Below are 15,842 nucleotides of genomic sequence, written 5' to 3' on the forward strand. Positions count from 1 at the left end.
TAACGTTTGAGTGCTGCGCGATGCGCATTGTATAGACGCCCCTTCGTCGCGGGATATTCCCGATTCTGGTCAAACAGGACGTCGGCGGGTTCATCCTCGCGAGCGGTCGTGTCGTATCGGCATTCATCACCTGTTCTGCAATCTTCGACGTTCAAGGCCGTTACGTAACTGGCCTGCGACGAACGCGCTAACGATCACGGACAGATAAAGGATGACGAGATGGTGACGCCAGGCATCAAGGGCGAGTTGGTGCGAAACCAGTTTCGGATCGGGCGGCGGAAGCATGGGGCCCTTCGCCTCGACGGCTTGCATCATCCGGATAAAGCCTCCTGCGGACAGCAGTGGCAACAGGACGACGAGTGCCAGCAGCGCGGGCTTCACGCGGTGCGCCAAGGGATGATGGCGCAACCGGAACCACAGTCCGAGGCATCCGTGTATCCAGCCAGGCGCGAGCAGTGCAAGTTGCAGGCCCTGCGTGCCGCTGGTAAGCAGCACGGTGACGACGCGCTCGTAATCAGGCTCGAAGCCATAGAGCGAGGAGGCGAGCCGGGTTGTCACCGCGTGGCGGATCAGCGGCAGCGGCAGGCTGAGGCCTGCCCAGAGGCGGAGCCATTCGGTGGGCGGCAGTGCCCAGTGGCGGCGCCCGTATATCGTGCGCACCGCCAATGCAAAATGCAGCAAAGCTGCACCGTACAGCGCGATTGTTCCAGGGGCGCTACGCCAGAGCCGGAGCGCCACCACGAGACCGCGTCCGGCAAGGTCCAGTGACCAGATGCCGAGCGCGTGATTGGTCAGGTGGAGGAAAAGATAGGTCAGCAACACCATGCCCGACCCGAGTTGAAACCCGCGCAGAACGGATTGCATCTGAACCCTCGATTCACGATGTGATGTGCGCACCGGGGGCGTCTCTTATTTCACACTCTGTTGAGTGTCGCGCGACATGCGTTGAGCAGACGCGTTTCTTGCGCGGGAGGTCTCGGCACCTTCGATAGCACACCGGCGCATCCTGCCCCGCCGTTGAACAGCGCGAACGCGGATACCGAACCGCATACGCTCTGGTATTCCTCGCTGCCTATTCTGCCGTCGAGGACAACTGTCAATCCCGATGCACGGGCCATGTCGATGATGTCCATCGTGGTCACCCAGTTCGTGTGTCCCGCCTGCAATACCGTGTGCACGCGACGGTTATTCCCTGATTCGACGAGATCGCCGTGAGGGTAAGGCAATGTGAGGGGCGCCCGCACTCGACACGCGCAAGCACGTTGCAGCAGCGCGGTGAAGGGTGAGTGGCCTGTTGTGCGCCAACGGTGAGATTTCCGATTGGGGAATAAAACGGTCGACGCGCCAGTTTAGCGTTCGAAGCCAGCCGAGGAGGTCCACCGGATGATCCCGCTGTCTACCTCCTGAACCTTAGTCGAGAGGACACCATGTCATCAGTTCTTCCTTCCAATCCATCGCGCCGCAGCGCATTGAAATGCCTGGCGTACGGTGGCGCGGGCACCCTGTTCGTCCTGGCCGGTGGCGTCCTCACGCCAGTGCAATTGGCCCTCGCCGCCAGTACGAAGGACGAGTCCGCGGCCGCAGGCGTTCCCCTGTTCCTGCAGATCAGCGACACGCATATTGGCTTCAACAAGGAAGCCAATCCGGATGTCGCGGGAACGCTCAGGCAGACGATTGACTTCGTTGCCGCCATGCCGGTCAAGCCGGCCCTGACAATTCACACGGGCGATATCACCCATCTCTCGCGGCCCGCAGAGTTCGACCTTGCGGCTCAATTGCTGGCGGGGCTGAACATCACCGAGTTGCACACCGTGCCCGGAGAACATGATGTGACGGACGGGCCTGGAACCGAATACTTCAACCGCTTCGGCCAGGCTTCGGACAACAAGGGCTATTACAGCTTTGACCACAGTGGTGTGCACTTCATCGGGCTCGTCAACGTGATGCATTTCAAGCCAAATGGTCTGGGGGGCCTGGGCGACGACCAGCTTTCCTGGCTGGAGAACGATCTGAAGGGACGTTCGTCCAGCACGCCGATCGTTGTGTTTGCACACATGCCGATGTGGACGATTTACGAACCGTGGGGTTGGGGCACCGGCGATGCAGGCCTGGCGATGAGCCATCTTAAGCGGTTTGGTTCGGTGACAGTCCTGAATGGACATATCCATCAGATCGTTTCCAGGGTGGAGGGGAATGTCACCTTCCATACAGCGCGCTCGACCGCCTATCCACAACCAACGGCCGGCAATGGACCCGGACCCATGCCGCTAACGGTGTCGAACGATCAGCTCCCGAGGATGCTTGGCGTGACCAGTGTCAAGATCTCGCGCCATCCGCTCAAGGCGACGCTTGCAGACACGACGCTCGCCTGATTCCAGACACCCCTTGCTCACTCATCCAGGATCCCAATCATGCTTTCCACTTTCTTTCGTCGCGCATTTGTCGGCTCTATCGGGGGCGGGATGCTCATGGCGGCATTGGCTTGCGGGTCGACTGTCGCGCATGCGCAGGACGCCAACGCGGTTGTTATCAAGAATTTCATGTTTTCGCCGATGTCCCTCACGGTCAAGGTCGGCTCGACCGTGACGTGGAAGAACCTGGATGGCGAACCGCATACGATCGTCAACGATGCGGGCATATTCCACTCCGCTGCACTTGATCAGAACGATACATATCAATTCAAGTTCGACAAGCCGGGGGTCTACAAGGTGTTCTGCGGCATACACCCGAACATGAAAGCGATCATCACGGTGCAGTAGGAGACGGTCACCAATCCGTGGGATGGCCGGAAACTGAACGAAGCCGACACCTGAATGTCAGGTCCACGACACCAACGCACGACTCCTCATGGCCGGACCCGGTCCGACCGTCGAACACGGCGCCGTGGTCCTCCGTTGATCGACCCGCATCGGGCAGTAGTCGACCCGTTGCTGACGGACATTCGGTCGCGCGTTCAAAGGCACCTAATAAAGTGTTCAGGACGTACACGACAGCCTCTCAGGGACGGCGGTTCGGACATCCCCAAAGATCGTTCGGCGCTCTACAGTAGCGCGGCCGTTCGACGAGCGAGCCGGACAATTCGTGCGGCGGCAAGGTCGAACGGCAGCCACTCTTAGCGATCAATGGGCGAAATGACCTGATTTCCATCCCGCACGGTATTGTTTGTCTCGGCATCACAGAAGTTGCGCCCTTGCCGCTATATGCCCTAATGACGCATTCGCGTGCAACGACGCGCGAAAGCTTATAGGCCAGACTTGCTTGATGCAGGCTTGAGATGCCCGGCGGTGCTGTTTCCCGCCGCCACACTGCGGAGAACTTCCAGCGCACTGCGTTCCACCCAGTTGTGCCGCAGCAGCCCGTCCTCGCCGACGTGCAGGACGGCCGTTCCCGTCATGTCGATCGGTAAGCCCGATGGCTCCGAACCCATAAAGCCGTTGTTCTTCCCCGTAACCCGCCATCGACTGACCACCCGATCGCCGGTTTCGTTCTGAAACGTCTCGATCACATCGAACTCGAACTCATCGATGCTGGCGAGGAATGCAGCAACCCACTTCTTGAACGTTTCACGCGATTTGATTTCCACTCCACCCGAGGTGACCGTGAAGTCGTCGGTGACCAGATGGTCCGCAGCGTGTGGATTGCGCAATTGCCAGACTTCATGCCAAAACCTCTCGACGACCTGGACTGAATTCTTCCGTGCCATTTCAAATCTCCCCTTCATGCAGAACAAAAAAATCCCTTCGTTTGACGCTCCGCTGCCTTCGGAACCTCTCATTGAGCCGGCGCAATTCGCGCCGCAGTAACGTGCTTCAACAGCGAGGCGATTTCAGCAATCCTCGCGCGGATGGCCAGTACGGTTTGATCGGCATGCCATGTCTGATGAAGTTCAGCATCGGCCGCGATGAGCCGTGCATGCCACGCATGAGGCTCGATATCCCTGAGATCCGAGAGCAATTGGTCCAGTGCCTTTCGCGTGGTTGGTGAAAGCGCTCCAGCATCGATGCGCAAACCATTCTTCAGTTCGAGCAGTTCGGAACCTATCTCGATCCACGACATGCATTCATTCACTTCCTCTGCGGATGCCGCGGGCAATGCGATTCGCACGAGCGCGTCGATGCTTCGGCTTTGCCACTCGTGATGCGTGATGGCCGTTCGCCGCCCGACGGGCGAAGCGATCAATGTCCCGATCGTGTCGGCTATTCCCACCAGCCGGCGTTTGCGCCGCCGGCTCTCAAATCCAGGTGATGGAGCCAGATGGAATGCGAACGCGGCCAGCGCAGAGCCAGCGAGTACACCTGTCGCATTGCCGGTCACCACGCTTGCCGTCGTATGCGCTATCACTGCCGGATCGGACACAACGAGGAATACGAGGCAGAAGCCTGATGCCCAGAAACTATTCGAAAGTAGAGACGACAATACAATCGCCAGAAAAACGATACCGCCCTCCGCGAGCACAATCCCCGCCGGATGCGCAATGTGCGGCGCAACCGTCACGCAGAACAGCAGCGCAGCGCCCGTGCCCACGGCGCCCGAAGCTAGAAAATGAACTGCCGTATGTCGCGGGTTGGGCCGGATCGAGAAAAGGGCAATCGCGATAGCCGTGAACGCGACGAACAGCGGCCCGCCTTGCCAGCCGGTGTTCATCCAGACCGTTCCAGCGAGCAGCAATGCAACCGCAGCGCGTAACGCGGCGGCTACCGCGTAAGTGCGATCGTGTGCATAGACGGGCGCGGGATAGCTTTCTGCGTCGCCATTTCGAGTTTCATCGGCCCCTGTCAAACGGGCGGATACCCGCAGCGCTCCTTCCGTCGCGCCGAGCAGTGCTGAGACGAGATCGATGCGTCGGCGTTCGATGACGGTTTTCGCCCGAGCGGATGAAAGCGTGGCGCGCAATGCGCGCAGTTGCGCGAAAAAGACAGCTGTCTTTTCGCATTCGGTTGCGCTATCGCCACGCAGTTCATGAGCGATCGACCTAAGCAATACCGATGCTTCGACAACGATCTCCCCGATCTCGTCGCTTATTGCATTACCTTGTGACGCGGCCGCTTGGAAGTTCCGCTCGATGCCTCGCGACACCACAAGCAGACTCAGGAGCGCCGACACGACGCCGCTCAGACTACCGGTGCGGGTCCACAGCGCCGGCGATTCAGCCGCCGCGCTCAGCACCGCGCCATCAAGCGTGAGGATATCGCTCAATTGCCGACGCAGCCGCTGCGGGCCAGTGCCGTCGATGGACCGTGGGCGCGGTAAGCCTGCGAGCCGGTCTGCACTCCATGCGCATGCTGCGCTTATCGCATGCCGGATGCGCCGGACTGCAAGTCCGCCGTGCACACTTTCGCGCGAGAAATCGATGACAAGCAACCCGCATGTAATACCGACGAGCACCCCGACGCAGCGGTCCTTGCCGACCTCAAATAACTGTGCGTAATCACCCGACAACGACATCGCGATGATGACCGCGCTGTAACCCGCCAGCACGGCACCGTATGCGCGGTAATTGCGCAATGAGGCGCCCGCATAGACACACGCCGCAAGCCACACCGCCAGCAGGCCGACAAGCAACGGCGCGTTGCCGTGCGCTACCAGCACCAGCAGCACGCCGACGGGCGCACCGACAGCCGTGCCGAGCGCGCGATCGAGCGATTTCAACAGACTGTCTCCGCGTGCCGGAAGCGCCAGAGAGACCACTGTCCACGCGGCCCAATGAGGCTCGTGAAGGCCAGCGAGGCTAGCGCAGAGCAGGCCTAGCGCAGCCGCCAGCGCAGTACGGCCAGCTAACGTCACAAGGCCGCGAGAGGGAATCCACGTCGAACGCATAGTCTTGACTTGCCTGCTTGCTCAAAGGGTTAAGCGGTGAACGATCGCCGGCGCGCTGTCGCGTCGACGATCGTCATCATCAGTCGCTTCGACCTAGCTCAGCACGAACGGGTTTTCGACACCGGGCGTCGGATTGATGAACACGCTCTTTGCTTCGAGGTATTCGTAGACCGCACGAATCCCGTTTTCACGACCGATTCCCGAGGCCTTCACGCCGCCGAACGGTGCGAGATAGCTGACGAGGCGATAGGCATTGACCCATACGCTGCCTGCTTCCAGCCGCTTCGGCACCGTCATGGCGCGGCGAAGGTCGCGCGTCCAGACGCCAGCCGCGAGACCATAGTTGCTGTCGTTGGCAATGGCGATCGCTTCCTCCTCCGTGTCGAACCTGATGACGGCCACGACCGGTCCGAACACTTCTTCCTGAGCGATGCGCATTTCGTTGTGCACGTCGACGAAAATGGTCGGTTCGACAAAGAGGCCTTTCTCCGTGCCAGGTCGCGTCGAGCGATGTCCGCCCAACACGAGGCGTGCGCCTTCCTGTTTCGCCACATCGATGTAGTACAGCGTCTTTTCGAGTTGCGGCTGGGTCGATACGGGACCCATGTTCGTATCCGGCGACATCGGATCGCCGAGCCGCACATCCTTCATGAAGTTCACCAGCCGTTCGACGAACTCGTCATGGATGCTCGAATGCACGAGCAGGCGCGATCCCGCCATGCAGCTTTGGCCGGTTGCCGAAAAAATGGCGGTGACGGCGCCTTTCACGGCGTCGTCGAGGTCGGCATCCTCGAACACGATGTTGGCCGACTTGCCGCCCAGTTCGAGCGAAACACGCTTGAACGAGCGCGCCGCATTCTCGTAGACATGGCGACCGCCGCCTTCGCTGCCGGTGAACGCTACGCGCGCGACCAGGGGGTGACCGACCAGCGGTTCGCCGACTTCCTTGCCGAATCCGGTCACGATATTGACGACGCCGTCCGGCACGCCCGCCTCTTCGCAGAGCCTTGCAAACAGGATGGAAGATGCCGACGAGAATTCTGATGGCTTGATGACGACCGTATTGCCGGCGGCGAGCGCTGGCGCGATCTTCCACACCGCGAGCAGCAGCGGGGAATTCCACGGTGCGATCGTCGCGACCACACCGAGCGGTTCGAACGTGCTGTAGTGAAAAATTCCCGCTTTATCGAACGGCGTGACATCGCCCTGGATCTTGTCGGCGAGACCGCCGTAGTAGTAGAACCATTGCGGCAAATATTGCATCTGCTTCAGCATTTCGGCTTTCAACTTGCCGTTGTCCTTTACTTCCAGATCGGCGAGTTCCTCTGCATGCGCGGCGATCGCGTCGCCGATCTTGTGAAGCGCCATCCCACGCTGGCTCGCGGTCATCGTGGCCCAAGGGCCGCTCCTGAATGCAGCATGCGCGGCGCGCACGGCTGAGTCGACATCGTCGGCTGTGCCGCGCGGCACCTCCGCCCAGACTTCGCCGTTGTAGGGATTGATACTCTCGAAGGTCCGGCCATCGCTCGCACCGCGCCACTCGCTGCCGATGCGCATCTTGAACTGTTCCATCACGGTACTCCTTGCCTGTCTAACGTGAGCCGGCAGCCGCATCACCTGCGACAGATGCCGGCGCTGTTACGGATTGGCGGTCATTGACCAAAATAGATGCTGTCCCGTGCTTCCGGCGCGGTCACGGTGCGGCGCCCGCTTTGCGAGCCACCCGTGACGGTGCCGCCCACGGAAGAGGCTTCAGCATTCCCGGCGTTCGTGCTGGCGTTCTGGAGCGCGGCGGCTGCGCGCAGTTGAGCGGTGGGATAGGTGGCATCGGGCGCGTCGAACACGCCCGATGCGCGGGCCTGAGCGAGTTCGGCCCGAACTTCTTCGCGGGTCTTGCTGTGCACGGCAGGATCGGCGAACACAGACGACGACACGATTGCGCCGACAATAGCGGCTGGGATCAGAAAGCGTTTCATTTCGTGCTCCTTGGCGGATAGATGAGAAGCTGTCCGACGATCAAGCGGCTAGTCTGCGATTTGCCGTTTGCTTGTTCGTCGATCGGTGAATGCATTATTGCCACCGGCCTTCTATCCGCCAATTCCCGAAATGTGCGTACCGTCCAGGAGAAAATGCACAAGCTGGTGCGGCGCGCTGCCTGTGTCAGCCGTTGCCAGGAAAGCAGCTTGCAATGCTGCATGACGCTGCGGATCGCCGGAGCGTGCCGCAGATCGTTGTGAATGGAGAGCCATATCTCGCGCTGCAATGGCTGGCCCGGCCCTTCGACGATGTTCAGGCTCTCGTCCCAGTCCCCGAGGAAGTAGGGCAAGATCGCCACCCCGACACCTGCCCGCGCGGCGGCTGCTTGCACGTCGAGACTATTGCTGCGCAGAACGACGGGACGTGACTTCGCCTGCGTGTCCAGCCAGATCTGTTGAGCAGATCCGTCAAGACTGTCGTCATATCCGATGAATTCGTAGTCTTCAGGCGCATGAGACGCCAGATAGTCCGGCGAGGCGTAAAACGCGAACGGAACCACGCCGATCTTGCGCGCGACGAGATCGGCCTCGGTTGGCCGGCTCAGACGAACTGCAATATCTGCTTCCCTTCTTATCAGCGACACATTGCGCGTATCGGCGACCAAGCGGACGCGAAGCGCTGGATGCTGCACGCGCAGCTTGCCTAAGTGAGGTGCGATGACACTGCTCGACATCGACGGCGGCGCGCTGATCACCACCTCCCCGCTCACGACTTCCTGTCCGCCGACCGACATCCGCTCCACGGCAAACGACTCTTCCTGCATGCGCCTGCCCCGTTCGGCGATGCGTTCACCGTCTGCCGTCAGCACATAGGCGCGTGGGCGGCGGTCAACCAGCTTCAGTTCAAGGGACTGTTCGAGCGAGGCGATCCTGCGCGCGACGGTCGCATGATCGACCTTCAGATGCCGTGCGGCTTTCGCGAGCGATTGTTCCTGACTGAACGCGACAAAGTGGCGTAAATCCTCCCAGTCGAACATGAACTCTCTCCTTGCCGCTTTGATTATGGAAAATCCCGCAATGGGACTACCGAACAAGGATATTAGAAGCAAACGCGACAGACCTCACAGAAACGGCGATGTGAAAGCTATGTGCATTGGGTGCATATGGGCTATGCATCGTTGCGGAAAGATGCCCCAAACCGAAACGGGCACGATCAAGAACGAGATGACAAAGCGCGCACGCCATCACAGATAGCTCAACGCCACTTCCGTCCCCCTCCGCCCATAGTGACTCGTCTGAGCGGAGGCGATCAGTGTCCGCTACCTGTCCGCAGCTGACGATCGAATGTCCGTGTCGCCGCCGACAGGAATGGCCGGATGTGGCCGAACCCGGTCCGAAGCTGAACCGACGAGGTGGGCGCGGCCAAAGCGGATCGTATCCGGGCAGCAGTCGTCGCCCGCGCGGACCGTTCTTGACAGCCGAAACGCCCTTCCGTTCTGATACGATCCGGCCTTTTCCGACAACGCCCCGCCACCGTGAATCGCCGATATGTATCTTTGCGTCGTGAGCATTGCGCACGGTGGCTTGCCCCGCATCCGGCTACTGGCCGCCGCCGGCAGCACCAAAGCCAGACTTCTTTTCAGCAACACGCTGCGCCGCCTTCGCCACCCCACGCGACGCGGCATCGCGCTGACGCTCACAGAGAGACTTGTCGAACGCTCCCCAGGCGGCTGTCGACGTGGCCGCTCGCCGGCACAACGGAATCTACCGTTTCAACTGCCAGGCTCGCGCCCGTTCGCGGCATCGCAAGCTCGGTGATACAGATCGAATTTGCAGCGTTCGCGTCGCGACTCTCACCACGCACCGACTGACGACTCTCGAAGGAGTGATTCAGCGCGGCGGTCAACCAATGGTTGATCCGATGGCACGATCGCTTGCGATGAATCGGAGGCCGGGGCTTGATGAAGGCGCTCATGACGTGCAGGTTGTCGAAACAGAAAAACCGGCTCACGCTAATGTCGTACGCAGCAAACTGACGCGTGCCGAGCGAAGCTGATGAAGGGACAGAGATATGAGCCTGGTCGACTATCAACTCATGGAAGTGGCAACCGACAAGGCCGTGAAGATGTGGACACGGGGCGTCGTGATTGAGGAACCGGCTCGCCGGCAACTGAGCAACACGGCCCGCATGCCGTTCGTGTTCAGGCACGTTGCCGCAATGCCGGACGTGCACGTGGGCAAAGGGTCGACGATCGGCAGCGTGATTCCGACACAAGGCGCGATCATCCCGGCGGCGGTGGGCGTCGACATCGGCTGCGGAATGATGGCAGTTCGCACGACGCTGACGGCCACCGACCTGCCCGATTCGCTTTCCGGCGTGCGCGGCGCGATCGAGCGTGCCGTGCCGCACGGCGGTGCGCCGGGGCGACGCGGCCCGGGCGCATGGTCGCGTCCGCCACCCGCCGTCGACGACGCCTGGAGGCTGCTGGCGCCCGGTTTCCAGCGCATCGTCGACAAGTACCCTTCCCTCGCGCGCACGAACAACCACGCGCACGTGGGCACGCTCGGCACCGGCAATCACTTCATCGAGGTATGTCTCGACGAAGATGACGGCGTCTGGTTCATGCTGCACAGCGGATCGCGCGGCGTGGGCAACGCGATCGGGACCCTCTTCATCGAACTCGCCCAGGCCGACATGCGCCAACACCTTGCGAATCTGCCGGACAAGGATCTCGCGTACCTCAAGGAAGGCAGTCGGCACTTCGATGACTACGTGGAGGCAGTCGGCTGGGCACAGAACTACGCGCGCAGCAACCGTGAGGTCATGATGAATGCCGTGATCGACGCGGTGCGCTCGATTATCGGGAAACCCTTCACCGTCGACGAGCACGCGGTGAACTGCCACCACAATTACGTACAGAGGGAACGGCACTTCGGCGCCGACATGTTCGTCACGCGTAAAGGCGCGCTGTCGGCGCGAGTGGGCGAGTTCGGCATCATTCCCGGTTCGATGGGCGCGAAGAGCTTCATCGTTCGCGGCCTCGGCAATGAAGAGAGCTTCTGCTCATGCAGTCACGGCGCCGGGCGCGCGATGAGCCGGAAGCAGGCCAAACGGCGCTTCACGGTCCAGGATCAGATCAGCGCAACGGCGCATGTCGAATGTCGCAAGGATGCAGGGGTCATTGATGAAATTCCGATGGCCTATAAGGACATCGACGCGGTGATGGCCGCGCAGCGGAGCCTGGTCGAGGTGGTACATACGCTGCGGCAGGTGGTTTGTGTGAAAGGTTAGGCCCTGATTGCTTTACGACACCGAACAGGCGGCGATACCGGGCTTAATCCGGGCCAGACATAGGTAAGGAGGTCCCGTGATTGGCCGGGGCAACCCCGGCGCATTGTCGAAGTACAACCTGGACACAATACCAAACGCAACTTGCCCACAATTGCAACTGCCGTCGACTTTCATGCCACTCCTCGCGTGGGGCTAAGTCCAGGCGCCAACGGCCACACGCCGTTTTCGGCTACGACCGTGTTCCAACTTTGACGTCTTCATAAATCGACGCGAGGCGCTGGCTTGGAAAAATCATCACATACGGGGCCTCACACAGTGACGGGTCAATATCGGCTGGCAGCGCACCGCATATCGCATCCAGGGGACTTGCAATCGTGATGGTCCTGCCATCACGATTGCGTGTACAGGGCTACAGATGCTTCTTGATAGCTTCGGATAGGGACGGACGCCGTGAGTATTCTTTATAGAGTCCAGATTGCCGTGATGGTTTGCGGGGTTGCCGCAGGATGCGTGTCGCAGCCCATCGGGCCAGCGGTAGCCGTGAAGCCGGGGCGCGACAAGCCATTCACCGTCTTTCTGCATGACGATTCGCAGTGCAAACAGTATGCGATGGACCAGCTGGCGCGCGGCGGTGACGCGCGCGCTGCTAGCGATGCCCACGTGTCGCGGGCACAACTGAACATGCAGCAAAGATACGATCTCGCGTACCTGGAATGCATGCACGCGAAGGGAAATGTGGTGTCGGATGGTGCAGCTCCAAGTACGCAGCCTGAATAAGCGACCTCGCACAGGAAAACTACATGCAGCTGCCGGGCGACGGCGCCGGCGGCTTAGTTGGGCCCGAATCCGTCAAACGTGCGTTGAGTTTGCGCGATCGCCCGCAACCGACGCAGATTGGGCAATCCGACAAAACTATTATTTCTTCTATGCGGAACCTGCTTTGCGCGCTTGCGTTTCCGTGTCCGCGAACAGATCGACCACCGCACCGCGCAGCCAGCGATTGGCTTCGACACATGACGGCGAAGGCGCAAGGAACCGCTGCCACTACGGCGACCACCACGTCCGGAACGTGGCCACTGGCGCCGGGAAAACTGCCGCAGCGGCCAAATGCAAGTAATCAGGAGGTTGTTCGACGCGTCGATGGCCTCCTACGTGACCCAAGTCCGCGCCTGCCTCATGCCGCCCCGCCCATATGTGAACGGGTGACGGAACAGTCGCATTATCGGCAGTAGCTGCAAATGACGGCCCTGTCCTCACTCATAATGACGCGCAGTTCGTGCTGCCCAGAGGAAGCACGGCGGGACAAACGGCAGGACATATGGCAGAATCCCCCAGCAAACGGCTGCGGCGCCCGACGCCGGAAAAGTGGCAGCGCCGCGGAAGTGACTCTGGCAGCGGCAGAAAGAGGCTCTGTTTCGAGATGCCATCCGTGCCAGGATGATTTTGCTCACCGCGCCGAGGAGACCGCATGGCAGTCCGTAACCTCACCGAATTTTCGTGGGACGAACAGGAAGACGTCAAAGCCGTGCTTGCGAGCCGGGGACTCGATCTGCGGGAATTCGAGATCACCGACAATGATGACGATCCGGCGGACGGCAGGAGAGGCGCGATCCGGAAGATCTCGGTAACGCGGCTCACCAACGGCAAGATGGCGATCTACGACACTGATCACTTCGCCACCTGGCTCACGGATTTTGCCGACGCTCTGGAAGCGGGCGAGTTCGACGACTGAGATCACGGCGTTAGGGCGTTACGTCAACCGTACACATTCCTCTGACCCGCATCACATTCGCGGCATCAGCCTCAACCAAGGGAAATGACTGTTTGTCTCAAGGATTGTTGGACGCCCGCCCTTGCCCACACACCACCTTTTAGCGTCTGCTGGAGAGAACGGGCAGGCGCGTCCAGCAATCCTTTCCAAGAGCAGCGGACTAACGTTGGCTAGAGCTAGCGGATACGACGACGTGGTTCAGGACGGTTCGCGCCGCGGCGCAGTGCGTATCGTTGCTTGTTGATAGCATCGGGCTGCACCGGGGTGAAGCCCGGCGGCTTCACGGTCCGGTTTTGCCGGAATCTACGTTCGAGTGCTCGACGAGCGCCTTCGCTCCGGCGCTGCTCGAATCGATTGACAGCGCATTACCGGCGTTTTGCCAAACGCACTGCCGCCGTTCCTCTCCGCCGCAACTGCGTGCCGCCTTCAATGCCGCATCGCGAGCCCTTTCCCGCGAGACCAGCTCCATCTTCATCAGGACTGCATCGCGATTGTCCGGCTGCAGAGAAAGCGCCCAATAAACCCCTGATCGGGCCGTACGCAAGTCGTTTTTCTCGAGACCGTCGTGCGCTCGCGCAAGCGCAAGCGAGATCAGCCTATGTTGTCTGCCTCCATATCCCCTGTCATTTGGCCTCGCGTACTGCGATGGCGCTTCTTCGTTCTGCGAAGAAGAGAATTCTGCCTGAGACGGTCGCGACGCCACGGTAGATGCAGTCATAGTAGGCGTCACCGACGAAGCGCCGTTCGTGGGCGGGACAGCGGTCGCTATTGTCGCCCTTTGCTCCGTTGCAGGATTTTGCAGAGTGATCGAGCCTCCCGTCGCCTCCGAGCCTCGGGCGATGGTCGAACCCTGTTCGATGGTCGAGGCCGGGTTATGATGACTCATGTGATCCGACGTCACGGTGCCTTGCACGATACTCGATCTCGCCCGCTGATCGCGCGTGTCGGAATCGACTGATCGGTGCAAAAGTACCGCCCCGCCGAAGAGCACGACGACCGCCGGCAACATCAGCGCCGCGCCCGTTTTTAGGCCCCAACGACGGGCACCGCTGCGCGATGGCGCGCACGCCGCCATATTTATGATCGGTATCTGCCGACGGGAAAAAGGGTGTCGACCGCCACGGCCACAGCCGCCGGTCACGCAAAATGTTGGCACCTCCGGCCGCTGCGAGCGTCGACGTCACACGAGGTTTCTTCGCCGGCGCACGATCGCCGAACGCAAGCCGCGCAGGCACGCCGCAGTGGGGACAGAAAGAAACCGTCCCCAATACCCTGCCGCCACAGCGCGAGCAGGTTGCCGGAAAGATCGGACCATGTGCGGTTTGATCACCCACCGTCAAAATCTCCTCTTATGTGAAGTCTCAAACGAACGTCAGACCTGAAAATGGCCGATGCGACGGCCACAGATATCGCTCGATTCGATATGCAACATTGCGTTCATCGCGACGACGGGACCAAATCGAACCGCGAGTCCAATATCGGGCAGCGGGGGACCAGCGTCAACCCCGAGATGGCGAGTTCATGTCAGACAATACCGGCGCACACACGAGGGTGAGCCAGGACGAGAGCCACCGAATGCGAACATGTCAATACGTCAACGGCGCGTGCAACGCGCCTTCTGCGATGTACTCGCGCCGTCCGTGCCGTCTTCCTGCCAGGTGGCGAATCCGAATTCGTCGGACGACATTGACGCTTCGCAGAGCGAGAACCTGGCATTAGCCAGTCCGATCGGTGTGCACGCGTGCGGCCGTACGACCTCACGTGAGACTATTCCGACACCAAATTGCGGGCATCGGTCAGCGCCCTGTGGTCGGCAATCCGGGCGGGAGCACGCCCTTGTTAATACGTCGCAATATTGGTTGTCATATGACAACGTGATCGTCGCAGGAAAGTGGCTTTCAGATTCCGGACGCGGTGAGTCAGTGCCCTCGGGAGACGAACTGCGTTCGCATCGCTGAACCATCTGCTTCCATCTTATCGAGCCGACCATTCTGGCACGCGACTCAAAATTCACGCTGAAGGTTGTTGTAGGGAAACGGAACTATAATGGCGCCGCCCATTCACTTTCAGGTCGGCGGCAGGATGCGTATCGCGCGTGCTGCGTGCGAGCAATTTGATGTCCTCAATTTTTTAATCCGACCCTCTTCGCTCGCGCCAATCCTTCGAATCAGTCATGCACACCAAGTTCCGCACTTTTTCGGCGGCTTCCACGCTGCTTGCGCTTGTGAGCGCACTATCTGCTTGCTCGACACCAAAGCCGCTCTACCAGCAAGAACAGTTTGACGCGAGCGACAGCCCTTATATGCATAGATTCGCCGCGAAAGCAGAGCCCGCATGCGAAGCTGCGCGGCGTGCGTTGCTCAGTCAGGGGTACATCGCCAGTTCGACAAGGCCCGATTCGGTGGATGGCTCGAAAAATTTTCAGCCTAACAACGACTCGCACGCGGTGATCGAAATCCACGTGGTATGCACAACCGACGGCCTCAAAAGCAACAGCAGTACCGCGTACGTGAACGCGGTGCAGGATCGCTATGCGCTGAAGAAGAGCAACACTTCGGCCAGCGTGGGGCTGAGCGTGTTCGGATCCCTGTCACTGCCGATTGGCTCAAGCGACGATTCGATGGTAAAGGTCGCGAGTGAGACGATTCCCGCCGGCGTTTTCTATCAGCGTTTCTTTGCGCTGGTGGACCATTACCTGAAGGCCGACGCCGCGCAACCGGCCGACGTTGCTGCCGCCGCAACGCCCAAGGAGGCGCTGCCGTCGATGAACGATGCTGTACCTCCGATTGGTGCAGTACAGACAGGTGATGATTCGCAGAAGGCGACGAGCACCAAGTAGCGTTGACGTAGCGGCACTCGAACGTGCCCGATCCGCATTCTGTCCGCTGACCATCCGATGCAGTCAGGTGATGGCCGGTGGCTCGCCACGTAGCGCTGCGCTTTCCCTATGTAACCGACGCCCAATTCTCGAGTTCTGCACGCTCCT

Annotated in this window: 14 protein-coding genes and 1 pseudogene; 6 read left to right on the forward strand and 9 right to left on the reverse strand. The window is 60.5% G+C overall.

Going from position 1 to position 15,842, the window contains the following annotated elements; translation table 11 throughout:
- Positions 1-126: 126 nt before the first annotated feature.
- Complete coding sequence (locus tag AB4Y32_RS33430) at positions 127-864, reverse strand: hypothetical protein (RefSeq protein WP_368725413.1); 738 nt, start codon at positions 862-864, stop codon at positions 127-129.
- 50 nt (positions 865-914) lie between these two features.
- The gene (locus tag AB4Y32_RS33435) at positions 915-1,133 is read right to left on the reverse strand and encodes a hypothetical protein (RefSeq protein WP_368725414.1); all 219 of its coding nucleotides are present in this window, start codon (positions 1,131-1,133) and stop codon (positions 915-917) included.
- 294 nt (positions 1,134-1,427) lie between these two features.
- Here AB4Y32_RS33435 and AB4Y32_RS33440 point away from each other — a divergent pair, with 294 nt between their 5' ends.
- Positions 1,428-2,372, forward strand: a complete 945-nt coding sequence (locus AB4Y32_RS33440; protein WP_368725415.1) for a metallophosphoesterase — start codon at positions 1,428-1,430, stop codon at positions 2,370-2,372.
- Between the two features lie 96 nt (positions 2,373-2,468).
- Positions 2,469-2,759: a cupredoxin domain-containing protein gene (locus tag AB4Y32_RS33445; protein WP_439899878.1), complete on the forward strand. Its 291-nt coding sequence runs from the start codon at positions 2,469-2,471 to the stop codon at positions 2,757-2,759.
- 482 nt (positions 2,760-3,241) lie between these two features.
- Here AB4Y32_RS33445 and AB4Y32_RS33450 read toward each other — a convergent pair whose 3' ends face one another.
- From AB4Y32_RS33450 to AB4Y32_RS33475, 6 genes are all read right to left on the reverse strand, one after another.
- Positions 3,242-3,703, reverse strand: coding sequence for an ester cyclase (locus tag AB4Y32_RS33450; RefSeq protein WP_368725416.1), 462 nt, complete (start codon positions 3,701-3,703; stop codon positions 3,242-3,244).
- Between the two features lie 68 nt (positions 3,704-3,771).
- The gene (locus tag AB4Y32_RS33455; RefSeq protein WP_368725417.1) at positions 3,772-5,817 is read right to left on the reverse strand and encodes an FUSC family protein; all 2,046 of its coding nucleotides are present in this window, start codon (positions 5,815-5,817) and stop codon (positions 3,772-3,774) included.
- A gap of 93 nt (positions 5,818-5,910) precedes the next feature.
- Positions 5,911-7,389 carry an aldehyde dehydrogenase gene (locus AB4Y32_RS33460; protein ID WP_368725418.1) on the reverse strand — a complete coding sequence of 493 codons (1,479 nt, stop codon included), beginning with the start codon at positions 7,387-7,389 and terminating at the stop codon, positions 5,911-5,913.
- Positions 7,390-7,469: 80 nt separating this feature from the next.
- Positions 7,470-7,793, reverse strand: a complete 324-nt coding sequence (locus AB4Y32_RS33465) for a DUF4148 domain-containing protein (RefSeq protein ID WP_368725419.1) — start codon at positions 7,791-7,793, stop codon at positions 7,470-7,472.
- On the reverse strand, positions 7,790-8,830 hold the full coding sequence (locus tag AB4Y32_RS33470; protein ID WP_368725420.1) for a LysR family transcriptional regulator: 1,041 nt from the start codon (positions 8,828-8,830) through the stop codon (positions 7,790-7,792). Before AB4Y32_RS33470 ends, AB4Y32_RS33465 begins: the two co-directional genes overlap by 4 nt.
- 659 nt (positions 8,831-9,489) lie before the next feature.
- A complete protein-coding gene (locus AB4Y32_RS33475) occupies positions 9,490-9,804 on the reverse strand; it encodes a hypothetical protein (RefSeq protein ID WP_368725421.1) in 315 nt (104 codons plus the stop codon).
- A 60-nt stretch (positions 9,805-9,864) separates the two neighbouring features.
- On the opposite strand from AB4Y32_RS33475, the gene AB4Y32_RS33480 reads away from it, so the two are divergent.
- From AB4Y32_RS33480 to AB4Y32_RS33490, 3 genes are all read left to right on the forward strand, one after another.
- On the forward strand, positions 9,865-11,085 hold the full coding sequence (locus tag AB4Y32_RS33480) for an RtcB family protein (protein WP_368725422.1): 1,221 nt from the start codon (positions 9,865-9,867) through the stop codon (positions 11,083-11,085).
- Positions 11,086-11,595: 510 nt separating this feature from the next.
- Positions 11,596-11,862, forward strand: a complete 267-nt coding sequence (locus AB4Y32_RS33485; RefSeq protein WP_368725423.1) for a hypothetical protein — start codon at positions 11,596-11,598, stop codon at positions 11,860-11,862.
- 691 nt (positions 11,863-12,553) lie between these two features.
- Positions 12,554-12,817, forward strand: a complete 264-nt coding sequence (locus tag AB4Y32_RS33490) for a hypothetical protein (RefSeq protein WP_368725424.1) — start codon at positions 12,554-12,556, stop codon at positions 12,815-12,817.
- A 319-nt stretch (positions 12,818-13,136) separates the two neighbouring features.
- Here AB4Y32_RS33490 and AB4Y32_RS33495 read toward each other — a convergent pair whose 3' ends face one another.
- Positions 13,137-13,331: a hypothetical protein gene (locus tag AB4Y32_RS33495; protein WP_368725425.1), complete on the reverse strand. Its 195-nt coding sequence runs from the start codon at positions 13,329-13,331 to the stop codon at positions 13,137-13,139.
- 1,698 nt (positions 13,332-15,029) lie between these two features.
- Here AB4Y32_RS33495 and AB4Y32_RS33500 point away from each other — a divergent pair.
- Positions 15,030-15,638: pseudogene (locus AB4Y32_RS33500) on the forward strand (DUF2242 domain-containing protein); the annotation flags it as partial.
- Between the last annotated feature and the right edge of the window lie 204 nt (positions 15,639-15,842).

The organism is Paraburkholderia phymatum (assembly GCF_040965635.1).
Classification (GTDB): Bacteria; Pseudomonadota; Gammaproteobacteria; order Burkholderiales; family Burkholderiaceae; genus Paraburkholderia; species Paraburkholderia phymatum_B.